This is a genomic window from Gelidibacter pelagius, assembly GCF_017581925.1.
Taxonomy (GTDB): Bacteria; Bacteroidota; Bacteroidia; order Flavobacteriales; family Flavobacteriaceae; genus Gelidibacter; species Gelidibacter pelagius.
In genome coordinates this window covers 138213-154805 of record NZ_JAGEVG010000001.1, presented here as the reverse complement: position 1 = coordinate 154805, position 16593 = coordinate 138213, and the positions used below count along the sequence as shown (strand labels likewise).

Here is a 16593-nt window from a genome sequence, read left to right as displayed (position 1 = left end):
ACTAAACATTTTGTTGTCTTTGTTAAATTGAGTAACTTTCTAAGATTCAAAAACCCACTAAAAAATGAAATTATCACAAAGTATATTGTCGGAGATCATGGAGATCACCAGAGATATTGAGGAAAACTATCCAGAACTTGAAAAGTATTTGGATGAACGACCTTTGACTCTTCCTAATGAAAATGATCCGGAAGCCAAGGTTGATAATGAAGCACTCAAGAAATATTTGAGCAGTTTAAAAACCATGGTTAAAAAATATAAAAAGAGCCACTAAGTAAATAAAAGAGGCTGTTTCATAACTTATGAAACAGCCTCTTTTATTCTTTTACCTTCGGAATCCTGCAGAAGGACAGATTTAATATATGTGAGTCTCAAGGACTAATTTTAGTGTGAGTCATCTTTCTTTTGAAAAGTTACGATTTCTTATCTTCATTTTTCTTCTTCAACTTAGCTTCTTTCATGGCCTCACCAATCTGATTGCTCGCTGTAAAACTGGCCACCATATTGTTTAGCATATCACTTCCTGCTTGAGGAGAATTTGGTAACAATATCAAGTTGCTGTTGACATGTTCTCCAATTGATTGAAGCGTATCATAATGTTGTGTCACTACAATCAAGGCTGAGGCTTCCTGAGAGTTGATCCCAACACGGTTCAATACATCAACAGATTCTTCCAATCCACGTGCAATTTCACGACGTTGATCCGCAATACCCTGACCTTGCAAACGCTTGCTTTCCGCTTCCGCTTTGGCGCGCTCTACAATTAGAATACGGGCGGCATCACCTTCGAATTGTGCGGCTATTTTTTCACGTTCAGAGGCGTTAATTCTATTCATCGCAGCTTTTACCTGGGCATCTGGATCAATATCCGTCACCAGTGTTTTAATGATATCATAGCCATAATCTGACATGGCATCGTTCAATTCCGTTTTTACGGCAATGGCGATGTCATCCTTTTTGACGAAAACGTCATCCAATTTCATTTTAGGTACTTCGGCACGTACCACATCAAATACATAACTTGTAATCTGATCATGTGCGTAGTCCAATTTGTAAAAAGCATCATAAACTTTTTTGGAAATGACCATAAACTGCACCGAGATTTTTAAACGTACAAAAACGTCGTCCAAGGTTTTAGTTTCAACAATAACGTCTAACTGTTGAATTTTAAGGCTCATTCTACCTGCGATACGGTCAATTATTGGAATCTTCATCTGAAGTCCGGAATGACGAATGCTTTGAAATTTTCCAAAGCGTTCAACAATGGCGGCGGATTGTTGCTTTACGGTAAAAAATGAGGAAAATAATATAACAAGGCCAATAATAATAAGTGGGATAGCAATAGGAAGCATAGCACGGTTTGTTTAAAGGTTAGAAATATAAAACACCAATTTAAGTTATATTTACTCTGTAACTCCTGTTTTATGTTAGAAATCAGCTTAGGCTATATGGTTTGCACCAATTTATCAATGCGTTGGACAGTTTCAGCTTTGCCAATCATAAACATGATTTCAAATACATCGGGACCTTGCATGGCACCCACCAATGCCAAACGCAAAGGTTGCATCACTTTACCAAAACCGACACCTTTTTCGCCTATCCAAGCTTTCACATCGGTTTGAAGATTTTCAACCGTAAAATCAGAAATATGAGTAATAATCTGCTCTAATTCACTCATCAATTCGCGAGCATCATTGTTCATTATTTTAGTAAAAGCTTTCTCGTCGTAAGATTGTGGCGCTTCAAAAAAGTAGGAGGATAAGTCCCAAAAATCACTGATAAACGTCGCACGTTCTTTAATCATCCCAACCACCAGAGCAACATAATTGACGTCGATATCGTTTAGTTGTGGTTGACTGTTCTGGAAAGCTTCTGCCAATTCATCATCATTTTGAAACTGCATATATTGATGATTGAACCATTTGATTTTATCAGGATCAAAACGCGCTCCAGATTTGTGGACACGTTCCAATTCAAATGCATCAACCAATTCATCCAAACTAAATTGTTCTTGCTCCGTGCCTGGATTCCAGCCCAAAAATGCCAAGAAATTGATTAGACCATCTGCAAAGTAACCATCTTCTCTGTACCCTCGGGAGACATCCCCAGTCTGAGGATCTTTCCATTCCAACGGAAATACAGGAAACCCTAATTTGTCGCCATCACGCTTGCTCAACTTCCCTTTGCCGGTAGGTTTAAGCAATAAAGGTAGATGTGCAAATTGTGGTTTTTCCCATCCAAAAGCATCGTATAATTGATAGTGTAAGGCCAACGAAGGCAACCATTCCTCACCTCGGATCACATGAGTGATCTCCATTAAATGATCATCTACAATATTTGCCAAATGGTAAGTAGGCATGCCATCACTTTTAAACAACACTTTATCATCTAAAATATTGGTATCAATAGTGATGTCTCCTCTTACAATATCCGTTAGATGTAGGGTTTGGTCCTGAGGCGATTTGAATCGGATGACATAATCTTCCCCAGCATCCAATTTAGCTTGTGTTTCTTCTTTAGAAAGGGACAATGAATTGAGCAAGAGCTTTCTATTATGCCAATTGTAAATAAACGTCTTGCCTTTGGCCTCATGGTCTTTTCTGTGATGATCCAAACTTTCGGCCGTATCAAATGCATAATAGGCGTTGCCCGAAGCAATGAGTTTTTCAGCATACTCCCGATACAAATGTTTACGTTCACTTTGTCGGTAGGGCCCAAATTTTTCGTTGTGGTTGGGGCCTTCATCAAACGGAATATGGCACCAGTTTAAAGCGTCAATAATATATTGTTCAGCACCTTCCACATAACGGTTTTGGTCGGTATCTTCGATTCTGAGAACAAAAGTGCCATTATGCTTTTTGGCAAATAAGTAGTTGAAAAGGGCAGTACGAACACCACCAATATGTAAAGGTCCCGTTGGACTAGGTGCAAAACGCACACGAACTTGATCAGTCATTTTTTTATTTGATTTATAATTACAAAGATAGTTTTTTAGGGAGCAAGGTTCAAGATTTAGAGATCAAAGTTTGGTGTTATGAGTTCCCGTCTTAGCAAACACTTCGGGCGGGTGAGCAGAGTTCCAAGTTTGGTTAATTATTTTAAATTCACTTTTCCAGCATTTCAACTTCAACTTTAACTTCATGACGCTCATCTGTTTAATTAACACAAGCTTATCATATTTAGATAATTACAGATTAAAATAAAATCGTAATTTAGTAGGTTATATACGTATGGACATTTTGTCTTTGGCCCAAATCTCTAAAAATCACCAAATCTGTGTTAAACAACTTCAAAAGCATACAATCTAAGCTCGAGCAGTTTATCAGGCGTTATTATACCAACGACTTGCTCAAGGGGGCTATTCTGTTTTTTGCCATTGGTTTGCTATATCTTTTATTTACCTTATTTCTCGAATATGTTTTATGGTTAGGGCCAACTGCGAGAGCCATTTTGTTTTGGGTTTTTGTAGCTGTTGAGTTGGGATTATTTGTCAGGTTTATTGTTTGGCCGTTATCAAAACTGTTTAAGCTTCAAAAAGGGATCGATTATGAAGAAGCGTCCTATATCATTGGCAAACACTTTCCAGAGGTCAGTGATAAATTGTTGAATGTTCTTCAACTTCAAAAAAATTCGGAACAATCAGAGCTCTTATTGGCAAGTATTGAACAAAAATCGGCTGAATTGAAGCCCGTTCCTTTTAAGTTGGCCATAAATTTTAATAGGAATGTGAAGTATCTAAAGTATGCCGCCATTCCTGTTCTTATTTTATTATTTACATTTATTACCGGACATTTTAATTCGTTTAGTGATAGTTATGAACGTGTCGTGAATTACAAAACCGCTTATGAGCCACCGGCACCTTTTCAGTTTTTCGTGGTCAATGAAGAACTTCAAGCCATAGAGAATAAGGATTTTAAATTGGTGGTTAAAACAGCTGGTAGTTTGGTTCCTGAGAACGCACAAATTCATTATGCTGGGGAAACCTATTTCTTGAGGCAAACCGATCCTGGATCTTTTGAGTATATTTTTCCACAATTGAAGAATGCTGTTTCTTTTACACTTTCGGCCAATAAAGTGGTCTCAAAAACGTACCAATTACGGGTAGTCAACGTACCGACTTTGGTTAATTTTGAAATGGTCTTGGATTATCCTGCTTATACCAATAGAGTGGATGAGACTTTAAAAAGTACTGGAAACACGACCATTCCCGAAGGAACTAAGGTGACCTGGAAAATTAACACAAAAGCGACGAATCAAGTGGTAATGTATGCTAATGATACCTTACAGTTTGACCTAAAAACTAACGATACATTTGAAATTTCCAAACAGTTGTTTTCCAGATTGGATTATAACATTGCCACCAGTAATGAATCCTTGAAGGATTATGAGAACTTAGCCTACAGTATTCAGGTGATAAAAGATGCTTATCCTGAGCTCAACATCAAGGTCGTACGGGATACGATTGATAACCAATCGCTTTATTTTTACGGACAAGCCAGTGATGATTATGGATTAAGTAAATTACAATTGGTTTACTATCCTATTGACAATGAGGAAGATAAAAAAATAGAGAGCATTCCTATTGCACCATCTAATTTTGAGGAATTTGTCAGCGCATTCCCAAATAACTTACAGTTGAAAGAGGGTAGTACTTATGAATTGTATTTTCAAGTGTTTGATAATGATGCTATCCATAAATTTAAGAGCGTAAAAAGTGCCGTATTTACCTACAGGAAACTAACCGAAGATGAAGAAGAGTTAAAGCAACTGAAAGAGCAAAGTGAAACCATTAAGAATCTAGATAATTCCTTTGAAAAAATGAAATTGCAAGAAAAGCAGTTGGAAGAATTATCCAGAACTCAAAAGGAAAAAGAACAACTTAATTTTAGCGATAAGAAAAAACTTGAAAACTTTATAAAGCGTCAGAAACAGCAGGAAGAAATGATGCAGAATTTCAATAAGCGACTTAAAGATAATCTCGAAAATTTTCAAAATGAGAATACCGAGAATGATCCGTTTAAGGAAGATCTTAAGGAGCGTTTGAAGGACAATGAAGAACAACTTCAAAAGGATGAGAAGCTTTTAAAGGAACTTGAACAACTTCAGGATAAAATCCAAAGAGAGGAGTTAACAGAGAAATTGGAGCAATTAGCAAAGCAAAATAAAAATAAACAGAAGAGCTTACAGCAATTGTTGGAACTGACCAAGCGCTATTATGTAGCGAAGAAGGCAGAGAAGCTTCAAAGGGAGCTTGAGAAGTTGGCTAATGAGCAAGATCAACAATCCAAAGAGGAAAAGGAATCAAATACAAAGGAAAAACAAGATGAATTGAATCAGGACTTTGAGGATTTCCAAAAGGAACTAGAAGAACTACAAAAGGAGAATCAGGCTTTGAAGAAACCTTTGGATGTTCCACAGGATAAGGAATTGGAAAATGAAATTCAGAAAGATCAACAGGAAGCATCGGATGATCTCCAAAAGAAAGAGGATGCTGAAGGAAAGAATGATCAAAAGAATGCGGAGCAAAAGCAAAAGGATGCACAGCAGAAACAGAAGGATGCCTCAAAGAAAATGAAGGAAATGAGTTCTAAAATGGCTCAATCCATGATGTCCGGTGGTCAGGAACAGATGCAGGAAGATGCGACCATGTTACGTCAGATTTTGAAAAACCTCTTGTTGTTTTCCTTTGAACAGGAAGATTTGATGGATCAATTTAAGAGTATTCAAATCAATCATAATCAGTACGGTAAATTTTTGCGCAAGCAAAGTAGTTTGCGTGAGCATTTTGAGCATATTGATGATAGTCTTTTTGCTTTATCCTTGCGTCAACCTAAACTTTCTGAGCATGTTAATTCTAAGATTACCGATGTGTTTTTTAATATCGACAAATCGATGGAGGAGCTTTCTGAAAACCTTTTGTATAAAGGGGTTGCAACACAGCAATATACTATGACTGCCACAAACGACTTGGCAAATTTTTTGAGTGATGTTTTAGATAATATTGAATCCGACATGAATGCTGCTCAAGGTGAAGGTTCTGGAAAAGGACAGGGACAGGGTGGTGGTTCTGGTGGGATGCAATTGCCTGATATTATTATGAGCCAGGAAGAACTCAATAAACAGATGGAAAAGGGAGTTAAAAAGAGTAATTCGGGTAAGGATAAGGGTCGAGAAGGTAAGGAAGATGGTGATGGTAAAGATGGCGAACAAGGTGATGGTAAGTCAGGAGAAGATGGAAAGGAAGGTGGTGAAGGGAATCAGCAAGGAGAGGGTGAAGGCTCTTCTGAAACAATGAATGGGGATCTATACCGTATCTACCAACAACAGCAACAATTGCGAATTGCTTTACAGCAAAAGTTGAAAGAGCTTGGCAACTCTCTACAAGGTCAACAGCTATTGAAACAAATGGAAAATATTGAGTCTGATTTAATCAATAAGGGATTTACTAATCAGACCTTGCAGCGGATGATGAATTTGCAGCATCAACTTTTGAAACTTGAAAATGCAACATTTCTTCAAGGTGAGGAAAATAGGCGAGAATCCAACACCAATACAAAACTATTCGAGAATACTTCCAATGATCAAATCCCTACGGCTAAAGAATATTTTAATACTACTGAAATATTAAATCGACAAGCTTTACCTTTGCAACAAATTTACAAGCAAAAGGTACAGGACTATTTTAAAAAGGAGAATGATCAGCTTTAATTACGAGACAGATTTTGAGTTAGCAAGCGAAGACCTAGTGTCGAATTGGGTTTCTAATTCCATCCACAATGAGGGATTTAAGGAAGGTGAGATCAACTATATTTTTTGTGATGATGCCTATCTTTTAGATATCAATATTGAGTTTTTGGAGCACGACACCTTAACTGATATTATTAGTTTCGATTATACACTTGGAAAACTAATTAGTGGCGATATCTACATATCGATCGAAAGAGTAAAGGAGAACGCAAAGGACTTTGATGTTACTTTTGACAATGAATTGAGTCGTGTGATGATTCATGGCATTCTTCATTATTGTGGATATAAGGACAAAACTGAAGCTGACCAAAGCGAAATGCGTTCGAAAGAAAACTACTACATTTCTAAATTACCGTAAGTATCGGGAAATCAACGTATATTTGCAAACTTTTATTTTCGGATAATCGATTGTCGGATTTGTTGATCGTGTTAATCCGTATCTTGAAATTATATTGTTCCACGTGGAACAATCGAATTAAAAATTAACAAACAATGTTTGATAAAGTATATGATGTAATTGTTGTTGGCGGCGGACATGCTGGTAGCGAAGCTGCCGCTGCAGCGGCCAATATGGGGAGTTCGGCGTTATTGATTACAATGAACCTTCAGAACATCGCACAGATGTCCTGTAATCCTGCCATGGGTGGGATTGCAAAAGGACAAATTTTGCGCGAGATTGATGCCTTGGGAGGTTACAGCGGGATTGTGAGCGATACTTCGGCTATACAGTTTAAAATGCTGAATAAGTCCAAAGGGCCTGCTATGTGGAGTCCAAGAGTGCAAAGTGACCGCATGCGTTTTGCAGAGGATTGGCGATTGATGTTGGAGCGTACCCCTAATCTTGATTTTTATCAGGATATGGTTTCGGCGCTACTGGTAGAAAACGGACAAGTGGTTGGTGTGAGAACTTCCCTCGGCTTGGAGGTTAGAGCAAAGACCGTTGTTCTCACAAACGGTACTTTTTTAAATGGGCTGATTCATATAGGTGATAAGAATTTTGGTGGTGGTAGAGCAGGAGAAAGAGCTGCTACAGGAATTACTGAACAATTAGTTCAGTTGGGTTTTGAATCTGGAAGAATGAAGACAGGAACGCCACCAAGAGTCGACGGTCGATCTTTGGACTATTCCAAAATGATTGTTCAGCCCGGTGATGAGGTTCCTGAAAAGTTTTCCTATTCTGATGTGACCAAACCATTGACGCAACAACGCGATTGCCATATGAGTTTTACAAGTCCCTTGGTTCATGATTTGTTGCGTGAAGGATTTGATCGTTCGCCTATGTTTAATGGTCGAATTCAAAGTACGGGTCCTCGTTATTGTCCTTCCATTGAAGATAAAATTAATCGGTTTGCAACTAAGGATCGTCATCAGATTTTTGTAGAACCAGAAGGATGGAACACTGTAGAAGTTTATGTAAACGGTTTTTCGACATCTTTACCGGAAGATGTTCAATTTAAGGCGTTGCGTTCTGTTGTAGGTTTTGAAAAAGTCAAATTTTTCAGACCTGGATATGCTATTGAATACGATTATTTTCCACCAACACAATTGACGCATACCTTAGAGACAAAATTAATAAAAGGCTTGTTTTTCGCTGGACAGATTAATGGAACTACTGGATATGAAGAAGCTGCTTCGCAGGGTTTAATGGCAGGAATTAATGCCGCTCTCCAAATTCAGGAAAGGGATGAATTCACCTTGAAGCGCAATGAAGCTTATATTGGGGTTTTGATTGATGATCTTATTACAAAAGGTACCGAAGAGCCTTATCGCATGTTTACTTCACGTGCGGAATATAGAACGCTATTAAGACAGGATAACGCTGATTTGAGACTGACTCCAAAGGGATATGAACTTGGATTGGCCAGTGAAAAACGTTTAAGGAGAATGGAGGAGAAGCATTATAAGTCCGATGCATTTGTTGAGTTCTTTAAACAAACAAGCGTTCAGGCTGAAGATATCAATCCTATTTTGGGAGATAATGATTCTGCATTGGTTAATCAATCCGGTAAACTCTTTAAGATATTTGCCCGACCTAATATTTCTATGGATGACGTCAGAAAGATAGAGAGTGTTGAATCGTATATTCAGGAGCATGAGCTTGATAAGGAAACTATTGAACAAGCCGAGATCCAAGTGAAGTATTCTGGTTATATCGATAAAGAAAAGAACAATGCAGATAAGCTTAATCGCCTTGAGGATTTGAAAATTCCATCTGGGTTTGACTATTCCAAAATGAAATCCATGAGTATTGAGGCACGGCAAAAATTGGAGAAAATCCAACCACGAACCATCTCTCAGGCCTCACGAATCAGTGGCGTAACACCAAGTGATGTTTCTGTGCTTTTAGTGTATATGGGTAGATAGCTCTTAAAATATGTGATTGTTCCACGTGGAACGTGTGATTATTTTTATTGGTTATTGTTATTTTTTATTTGTTAATTGTCTTTGAAATGGTAGTGAAGTCAAGTAACATTAAACACATTGACGCATGATAGTTTAAAATCGAAATTATTTTCATAAGAAAAGATATCTGTGAAAATCAAAATAGATCAGTGTCATCTGCGTTCTATTATTTAATTAAAATCGATAGAGAGGACAGAAGGCTTTTTAGAAGATTTAATATTGAAAAAGTATTAGCCGATTGTTGGAAAAGATTCAAGCTATTGATTAATTTCGCTCCCGTAGAATCATTTTAAAATCATCCATTGAGCGTGTCAGATTCGTTGCAAAAAAACTGCTATATCAAAGTAAAGGATTACTCTGTTTCCCAAGAGAGTTTTGAGTTATTGTATAATGACGACTTAGAAATGCTCGAAACCTTTCCGCAGCCTTCTGCAAATAAATTACCGGAATATTATAAAAGCGAGGATTATATTTCACACACGGATGCAAAAAGGAATGTCTTTGAAAAAGTGTATCATCTCGTAAAAGGGATCGCTTTAAAACGAAAGTTGAAGCTCATCAATGCCGTAACTAAAAACTCGAAATCACTATTGGATGTTGGATGCGGTACTGGCGACTTTCTGCAGGTAGCTTCAAAATCTGGTTGGACCATCACTGGAATTGAACCAAACGAACAGGCGCGCAGCATCGCCAATAAAAAGACAGATAATTCCGTATTTGATGCTGATAAACTTTTTAAACTTGAAGAGCAAAGTTTTGATGTGATCACGCTATGGCATGTATTGGAACATTTACCGGAACTTGAAGAGCATTTTAATGTCTTTGATAAATTATTAAAACCGGAAGGGGTTCTTATCATAGCTGTACCCAATTATAAAAGTTATGATGCAAAATTGTACAAAGAATTTTGGGCCGCTTATGATGTACCAAGACATCTTTGGCATTTTAGTCAGGACTCTATAAAAGGATTGGCTAAAAAAGTAGATATGACCTTGGTGAAAACCGAACCAATGAAGTTTGACGCTTTTTATGTGAGTCTCCTTTCTGAAAAATATAAATCGGGTAGCATGAATTATGTTAAGGGATTTTGGCATGGATGGCGTTCAAATTTGAAGGCGAGGACCTCAGGGGAGTATTCTTCGCTAATTTACGTCTTAAAGCATCAAAAACGCCAATAAGAGCCCTTTTAAAGCTTAATCTAACTCGTCAAGGGTTTCTCCCTATAATTATTTCTAAATCCTTCTTAAATCGAATCCTGTTTCGTCATTTTTAATTGATTTAATTAATGAGTTTTTAATATTTGATTAATTTAAACTATACTATATATTTTCTTAAAAATTACATTGACTTTATTACATTTGCATCAAAATTTTAATAAACACAAAAAATGAAAAAAGGTTTTATCGCTCTATTAACTTTGGTGATGTTGTCATCATGTCAAGAGCAAACAAAAATTGGATTTGTTGATAATAGCAAATTGATTAATGATTACCAGAAGAAAAAAGATGTTGAAGCTAAATTCCAAGTTGAAATTGATGCGTTTAACAAAAAGGTGGATAGTATCGGACAATCTTTTCAAGCTTTAGCAGCTGAAATGCAAGAAAAAGATCCACAAATGGTACAAAAAAGCTCCCAAGAGCAATACCAAGCTTTAGCGCAACAGTACCAACGTTTCCAACAGCAATTTCAAATGGAAGAGCAACAGATCCAAAAGAAAAGTCAATCTCAGATAGATACACTCATTAAAGACATTAGATCTTTTGTGAAAGATTATGGCGAAAAGAATGGTTATTCTTATATTTTGGGAAGTAATGAAGCTGGAAGTGTGATGTACGGAAAGGAAAGTGAAGATTTAACAAAAGATATTTTGGAAGCACTTAACGCTGAAAAAAAGAAGGACTAATTCGTTGAATAAGTTATAGATATCAAATAAGAGCCAGTTTTTAACTGGCTTTTTTGTGTAATAGACGGGTCAACTTAATCGAGAGATCAGTCAAAATTATTTTGGAATTGCCATTACGTTCAATATGATAGATAGCATCTTGAAGTTCTTGACTGATGTCCATAATATTGCCTTCATGCACAAAAGGCGCGAAATTTTCAAGCTTAAAGTTTTTGGTTTTAGGTTCTATAAACACCAATTGGTTGGCATTATAATTCATCAAAAGTGCCTGTCTGAAAAAATCAAGGCAAAACTGTAAAAATTGCTTTTGTGTTTCACGTCCTGTTTTGGCAACTTGCTCACTCCAACTGATCAAGTCATGAATAGCAGCTTTATTGCCTTTCGCTTTAAAAGCACTTCTAATCCAAAACACAAACCATTCCTCAAATTGAATATCTTCAGAATCGTGATATACTAAATCACAGGCCTTATTGTAATTCCCGTCGGATTGTCGGGCAATCTTAGTTGCTGTAGCTTCGTCAAGTTGGTAGTTCTTTTTAAGCGCTTCAGTAATAACCACTTCGGCCAACGGAGGAAAATGCAAAACTTGACATCTTGATCTGATCGTGTTGATGATCTGACCTTCATCTTCAGCAATAAGAATGAACACGGTTTTAGCCGGCGGTTCTTCAATAAGTTTCAAGAGTTTGTTGGCCGCAGAGGTATTCATCCGTTCTGCCATCCAAATCAACATAATTTTATAGCCACCTTCATACGATTTTAAAGAGAGTGCCTTAACAATGTTCAAAGCTTCATCAACACCTATTTGCCCCTGTTTGTTATCAATGCCCAATATGCGGTACCAATCAAAAAGATTCCCATAAGGCTGCTCTTTAAGCAATTGCCGCCATTCTTCCATAAAATGATTGGAGACGGGATGGCTTTTTATTTTATCGGTGGTTGCAACAGGAAAAGCAAAATGTAAATCAGGATGCGAGAAATTTTTAAATTTCAAGTTGCATGCTTCATTTCCACCTTGGTTTTGAGAGCTCTTATTACCGCAAAGTATGTATTGTGCATAGGCAATGGCCATTGGCAAAGTGCCCGATCCTTCAGGCCCAACAAACAGTTGTGCGTGGGGTATGCGCCCATTGTCCACACTTTGGGTTAAGTGGTTTTTGAGATGTTCCTGTCCTAAAATACTGTTGAATTGCATGGCGCAAAACTATGTATTTTTTTTCATTAAAAATTTATGGAAACCCAATTCCTAATAGAATGCATTTATTATCATTTCAGAATTGGTTACATTTGTTTCCATTTTATAAAAAATAGACACCAATGAAAACCTTGAACAACTTCAATTTTAAAGATAAAAAAGCGCTCATCAGAGTAGATTTTAACGTGCCTTTGGACGATCAATTTACAGTCACTGATGATAGTAGAATAGTTGCAGCAAAACCGACAATACTAAAAATATTGGAAGACGGAGGCAGTTGTATTTTAATGTCACATCTGGGACGACCAAAAGGCTTTCAGAGCGAATTTTCATTGAAACATATCCATAATAAAGTTGAAGATATTATTGGGGTAAAAACCATATTTGTAAACAATAGTGTCGGTGGGGAAGCACAAGCCGCGTCGGATAATTTAAAACCTGGTGAAATTTTACTGCTTGAGAATTTAAGATTTCATAAGGAGGAAGAGGCAGGAGATAGAGATTTTGCTGAAAAACTATCTAAATTAGGTGATGTTTATGTGAATGATGCTTTTGGAACCGCACATAGAGCACATGCATCAACGGCTGTAATAGCCGATTTTTTCCCGGAAAGAAAATACTTCGGTTATTTATTGGAGCAGGAAATTGAAAGTATCAATAAAGTGATGGAAAATGGAGACAAACCTGTTTTGGCCATCCTTGGCGGTGCTAAAGTATCTTCTAAAATCACAATTATTGAAAACATATTGGATAAAGTTGACCACTTAATTATTGGAGGTGGAATGACTTTTACTTTTGTAAAAGCACAAGGTGGAAAAATTGGCGATTCTATTTGTGAAGATGACAAAATGGAATTGGCTTTGGAAATTCTCGAAAAAGCCAAGGCTAAAAATGTAAAAGTCCATCTTCCGGTTGATGTGATTGCTGCTGATTCTTTTAGCAATGATGCTAAAACCCAAATTGTAAAGGTTAGTGAAATTCCTGATGGATGGCAAGGTTTGGACGCAGGTCCGCAAACTATAGAAAATTTTCATGAAGTCGTGCTTCAATGTAAGACCATATTATGGAATGGTCCTTTGGGTGTTTTTGAAATGGAGAATTTTGCGAAAGGAACTATCGAACTTGGAAAATCAATTGCGGAAGCCACTAAAAACGGTGCCTTTTCTCTTGTAGGCGGTGGTGATTCAGTAGCCGCTGTGAAACAATTTGGTTTTGAAGATAAGGTAAGTTATGTGAGTACAGGAGGTGGCGCAATGCTTGAAAGTCTGGAAGGAAAAACACTACCTGGCATTGCAGCGATCTTGAAATAAGCAGATCGATAAGATTCATGTATCCAATTGAAATCATAGACAAAACGACGATTTATTCGATGAAATACAGTTTAGTGTGTTAAATTGTTGTTTTGTATGATCATTTTAGATATTATTGTACGATTTTAACCAACTCATCGTTGATTTATAAAATACCTTACTAATGAACCAAAAACTAGTATCTCTGACTTTTGGTGCCTTATGTGTATGTGGCTTAAGTTTTTCTCAAGTAAAAACTATAAAAAAGGACACTACTACTGCGCCCGATAAAACTGTTTCAGTTCAAATTGATTCCATTAGTGATGGGAAAAATTTGGCCATAAAGGAAATAGAACCTGTTGTCGATTCCTTGTCTACAATAACCATTGAAGATTTGCAATTGGCCTCAGAATTTGATCAAAAATGGCTTGACGAATTATATAGCAACGAATTGTTTGATAGCATCTATGCTTCTGTAACAGATTTGAAATATGATGCTGTTGATTATCCAGAGCTGCCTACTGACACTTTGAAGGCACGGCTTCATAAGTTGAGCGCCAAGACTCCCTTTAATATTGAATACAATGAGTCTTTAGAAAGTGTCATCAAATCCTACTTAAAACACAGGCGCAATTCTTTGGAGCGTTTGATGTCCTTGAGTGATTATTACTTCCCAATGTTTGAAAGAGAATTGGACAATTATAACATCCCGCTGGAAGTGAAATATTTGGCCATTGTAGAATCGGCATTAAAACCAAGAGCAAAGTCTCGCGTTGGGGCTACAGGCTTATGGCAATTTATGTTTGCTACCGGGAAACAATATGACTTAAATGTAAGCAGTTATGTGGATGAGCGAAGTGATCCGCTCAAATCTACAGAAGCGGCCAGTAAATATCTCGCTAGGTTATATGAAATTTTTGGAGATTGGGATTTGGCTTTAGCCTCTTATAATTGTGGTCCGGGCAACGTCAGTAAAGCGATTCGCCGTTCAGGAGGTTATGAAAACTATTGGAATATCAGACCTTATTTGCCAAGGGAAACTGCAGGTTATTTACCGGCGTTTTTAGCAACGATGTATATTTTTGAATATGCTGAAGAACATGGATTTAAAAAACACCGCCCAGATTTTAGATATATTGATACGGATACTATTCACGTTAAGCAGACGATCAGTCTGGATCAGGTATCTGAACTGTTGGAACTGCCAATGGAAGAACTTCAGTTTTTAAATCCTTCTTATAAGTTGGATATCATTCCCTATGTTGAAGGAAAGAATTATACCTTAAGGTTGCCAAGACATGCCGTTGGAAAGTTTGTGACCAATGAAGCTAGCATTTATGAGTTTGTCAACAATGAAATGAATAAGCGCGAAAAACCTTTGCCTCAATTGTTTAATTCAGAAACCAAATCGACGTATAGGGTGGTGTCTGGTGATAATTTAGGAAAAATAGCAAGACAGTTCAATGTACGTGTTTCGCAACTGAAACAATGGAATGGTCTGCGGAGTAACAATTTAAAAATAGGTCAGCGTCTTACTGTTTACAGGACTCAACCGACTACTTCTGCATCAAAATCAGTGTCCAATGTTTCTACAAAATCAAATATCCCAAATAGTGCCCCGAGCGCTTCTCAGACCTATAAAGTGAGGTCTGGAGATTCCTTATGGAGCATTTCAAGAAAATTTCCTGGAGTTTCAATTCAGAATATCAAAGATTGGAACGATATTAGTGGTAGTAATTTAAAAGTAGGAACAACACTTAAACTTTCGCGTTAAGTGTTATAAAATTTAAAACCACATCATGAAAACAATTTACGCTATTGCTATTTCTTTAATCTTGTTTACTTCCTGTAACAATGGTAAAGATCAACGAATCATTCCTTCATCCAATGGGAACATTAATAACCTTTTGGTGGTCGTTGATAACCTACTGTGGGACGACAATGTAGGCGAGACCATTAGAGACGTTGTTGCAGCGTCTATTCCACTTTTAACTCCGGAGGAACCCGTGTTTTCTCTGAACCAAATGCCACCTATGGTATTTGAGGGATTTGCGACTAAAAACAGAATTATTTTAAAGATAGAAAAGGGCGGAGAAGCTGGGATGGCCATTAAAAATAATGTTTACGCAAGGCCTCAAACCGTTGTTGTTGTTTCTGGAAAAACAGATCAGGAAATTAATGATCAATTAAAAAACAATGGTGACAAAATAATCGCTGCTTTTAAAAAGGAAGAATTAAAAGAAAACCAACGTCGCATTAAGATTTCGTTAATGGATGATCAACCACTTCAGGAAACTTTAGGCGTCAAATTGAACTTTCAGACCGCTTATCGCATCGCAAAGCAAGAAAAGGATTTCTTTTGGATCAGAAAAGATATTCCTACGGGCACTATGGACATCATGATTTATGAAGTGCCACTTAGTACCATAAATAAAGGAGATAGTGCCATTGTGGATATAGTGAGAATGAGAGATTCTATTGGAAAAGTTCATATTCCTGGTCCGGTGGAAGGTTCTTATATGATTACTGAAGAAGCTTATACACCTTATTTAAATGAAACGACTATTGATGGAAAACCGGCATTTGAATCAAGAGGCATTTGGGACGTGAAGAATGCTTTTATGGCAGGACCATTTATAAACTACGCCATTGAAGATAAAACGAATAACAGGTATGTGGTTATTGAAGGTTATGTATTTTCACCATCGGTTGAAAAACGCAATAATATTTTTGAATTGGAAGCTATCATAAAATCCATTAAGATAAAATAATGGTCTTAAACAGCGTATACATAAAAAAAGAGCCAACGATTAAGTTGGCTCTTTTTTTTTTATATAGGATATAATTACTTGTTTTTATCAGTAGATGTTTTTGTTTCATCGCCATCTTCTTTACTGGCATCCTTGAACTCTTTAATGCCACTTCCTAATCCTCTCATGAGTTCTGGGATTTTCTTGCCTCCAAAAAGCAATAATACCAATACGACTACGACTACTATTTGCCATGGTCCAACCGCTAAAAAAATACTTGATGCTATCATAACATTTTATTTGAAC

At 37.0% G+C, this 16593-nt stretch carries 13 protein-coding genes; 9 read left to right on the top strand and 4 right to left on the bottom strand.

Annotated features, from left to right (window positions below; genetic code table 11):
* Positions 1-64 precede the first annotated feature (64 nt).
* Positions 65-274, top strand: a complete 210-nt coding sequence (locus J4051_RS00690) for a hypothetical protein (RefSeq protein ID WP_208231689.1) — start codon at positions 65-67, stop codon at positions 272-274.
* A 139-nt stretch (positions 275-413) separates the two neighbouring features.
* Here the strand turns inward: J4051_RS00690 and J4051_RS00685 are convergent, their stop codons facing one another.
* Both J4051_RS00685 and gltX read right to left on the bottom strand, forming a co-directional pair.
* Complete coding sequence (locus J4051_RS00685) at positions 414-1352, bottom strand: SPFH domain-containing protein (RefSeq protein ID WP_208231688.1); 939 nt, start codon at positions 1350-1352, stop codon at positions 414-416.
* A gap of 92 nt (positions 1353-1444) precedes the next feature.
* Positions 1445-2956 carry a glutamate--tRNA ligase gene (gene gltX / locus J4051_RS00680; RefSeq protein WP_208231687.1) on the bottom strand — a complete coding sequence of 504 codons (1512 nt, stop codon included), beginning with the start codon at positions 2954-2956 and terminating at the stop codon, positions 1445-1447.
* 320 nt (positions 2957-3276) lie between these two features.
* Between gltX and J4051_RS00675 the strand changes: the two genes are divergently transcribed.
* The 5 genes from J4051_RS00675 (at position 3277) to J4051_RS00655 (ending at position 11053) form a co-directional block, all read left to right on the top strand.
* Positions 3277-6708, top strand: coding sequence for a DUF4175 family protein (locus tag J4051_RS00675; protein ID WP_208231686.1), 3432 nt, complete (start codon positions 3277-3279; stop codon positions 6706-6708).
* Positions 6695-7105, top strand: a complete 411-nt coding sequence (ybeY, locus tag J4051_RS00670) for an rRNA maturation RNase YbeY (RefSeq protein ID WP_208231685.1) — start codon at positions 6695-6697, stop codon at positions 7103-7105. Before J4051_RS00675 ends, ybeY begins: the two co-directional genes overlap by 14 nt.
* A 134-nt stretch (positions 7106-7239) precedes the next feature.
* Entirely contained in the window at positions 7240-9111 is a 1872-nt protein-coding gene (gene mnmG / locus J4051_RS00665) for a tRNA uridine-5-carboxymethylaminomethyl(34) synthesis enzyme MnmG (RefSeq protein ID WP_208231684.1), read from the top strand.
* Positions 9112-9458: 347 nt separating this feature from the next.
* A complete protein-coding gene (locus J4051_RS00660; RefSeq protein WP_317192686.1) occupies positions 9459-10328 on the top strand; it encodes a class I SAM-dependent methyltransferase in 870 nt (289 codons plus the stop codon).
* Between the two features lie 209 nt (positions 10329-10537).
* The gene (locus J4051_RS00655; RefSeq protein ID WP_208231683.1) at positions 10538-11053 is read left to right on the top strand and encodes an OmpH family outer membrane protein; all 516 of its coding nucleotides are present in this window, start codon (positions 10538-10540) and stop codon (positions 11051-11053) included.
* Between the two features lie 40 nt (positions 11054-11093).
* On the opposite strand, the gene J4051_RS00650 is transcribed toward J4051_RS00655, so the two are convergent.
* On the bottom strand, positions 11094-12248 hold the full coding sequence (locus J4051_RS00650; RefSeq protein WP_208231682.1) for a DNA polymerase III subunit: 1155 nt from the start codon (positions 12246-12248) through the stop codon (positions 11094-11096).
* Between the two features lie 122 nt (positions 12249-12370).
* On the opposite strand from J4051_RS00650, the gene J4051_RS00645 reads away from it, so the two are divergent.
* The 3 genes from J4051_RS00645 to J4051_RS00635 all read left to right on the top strand — a co-directional run bounded on the left by J4051_RS00645 (position 12371) and on the right by J4051_RS00635 (position 16308).
* Positions 12371-13558: a phosphoglycerate kinase gene (locus J4051_RS00645; protein WP_208231681.1), complete on the top strand. Its 1188-nt coding sequence runs from the start codon at positions 12371-12373 to the stop codon at positions 13556-13558.
* A gap of 163 nt (positions 13559-13721) precedes the next feature.
* The gene (locus J4051_RS00640; RefSeq protein ID WP_208231680.1) at positions 13722-15311 is read left to right on the top strand and encodes a lytic transglycosylase domain-containing protein; all 1590 of its coding nucleotides are present in this window, start codon (positions 13722-13724) and stop codon (positions 15309-15311) included.
* 25 nt (positions 15312-15336) lie between these two features.
* A complete protein-coding gene (locus J4051_RS00635; protein WP_208231679.1) occupies positions 15337-16308 on the top strand; it encodes a DUF4837 family protein in 972 nt (323 codons plus the stop codon).
* A 74-nt stretch (positions 16309-16382) separates the two neighbouring features.
* Here J4051_RS00635 and J4051_RS00630 read toward each other — a convergent pair whose 3' ends face one another.
* Positions 16383-16577 (bottom strand): twin-arginine translocase TatA/TatE family subunit, encoded by a 195-nt coding sequence (locus J4051_RS00630; RefSeq protein WP_208231678.1) that lies wholly within the window; start codon positions 16575-16577, stop codon positions 16383-16385.
* Positions 16578-16593: the final 16 nt, after the last annotated feature.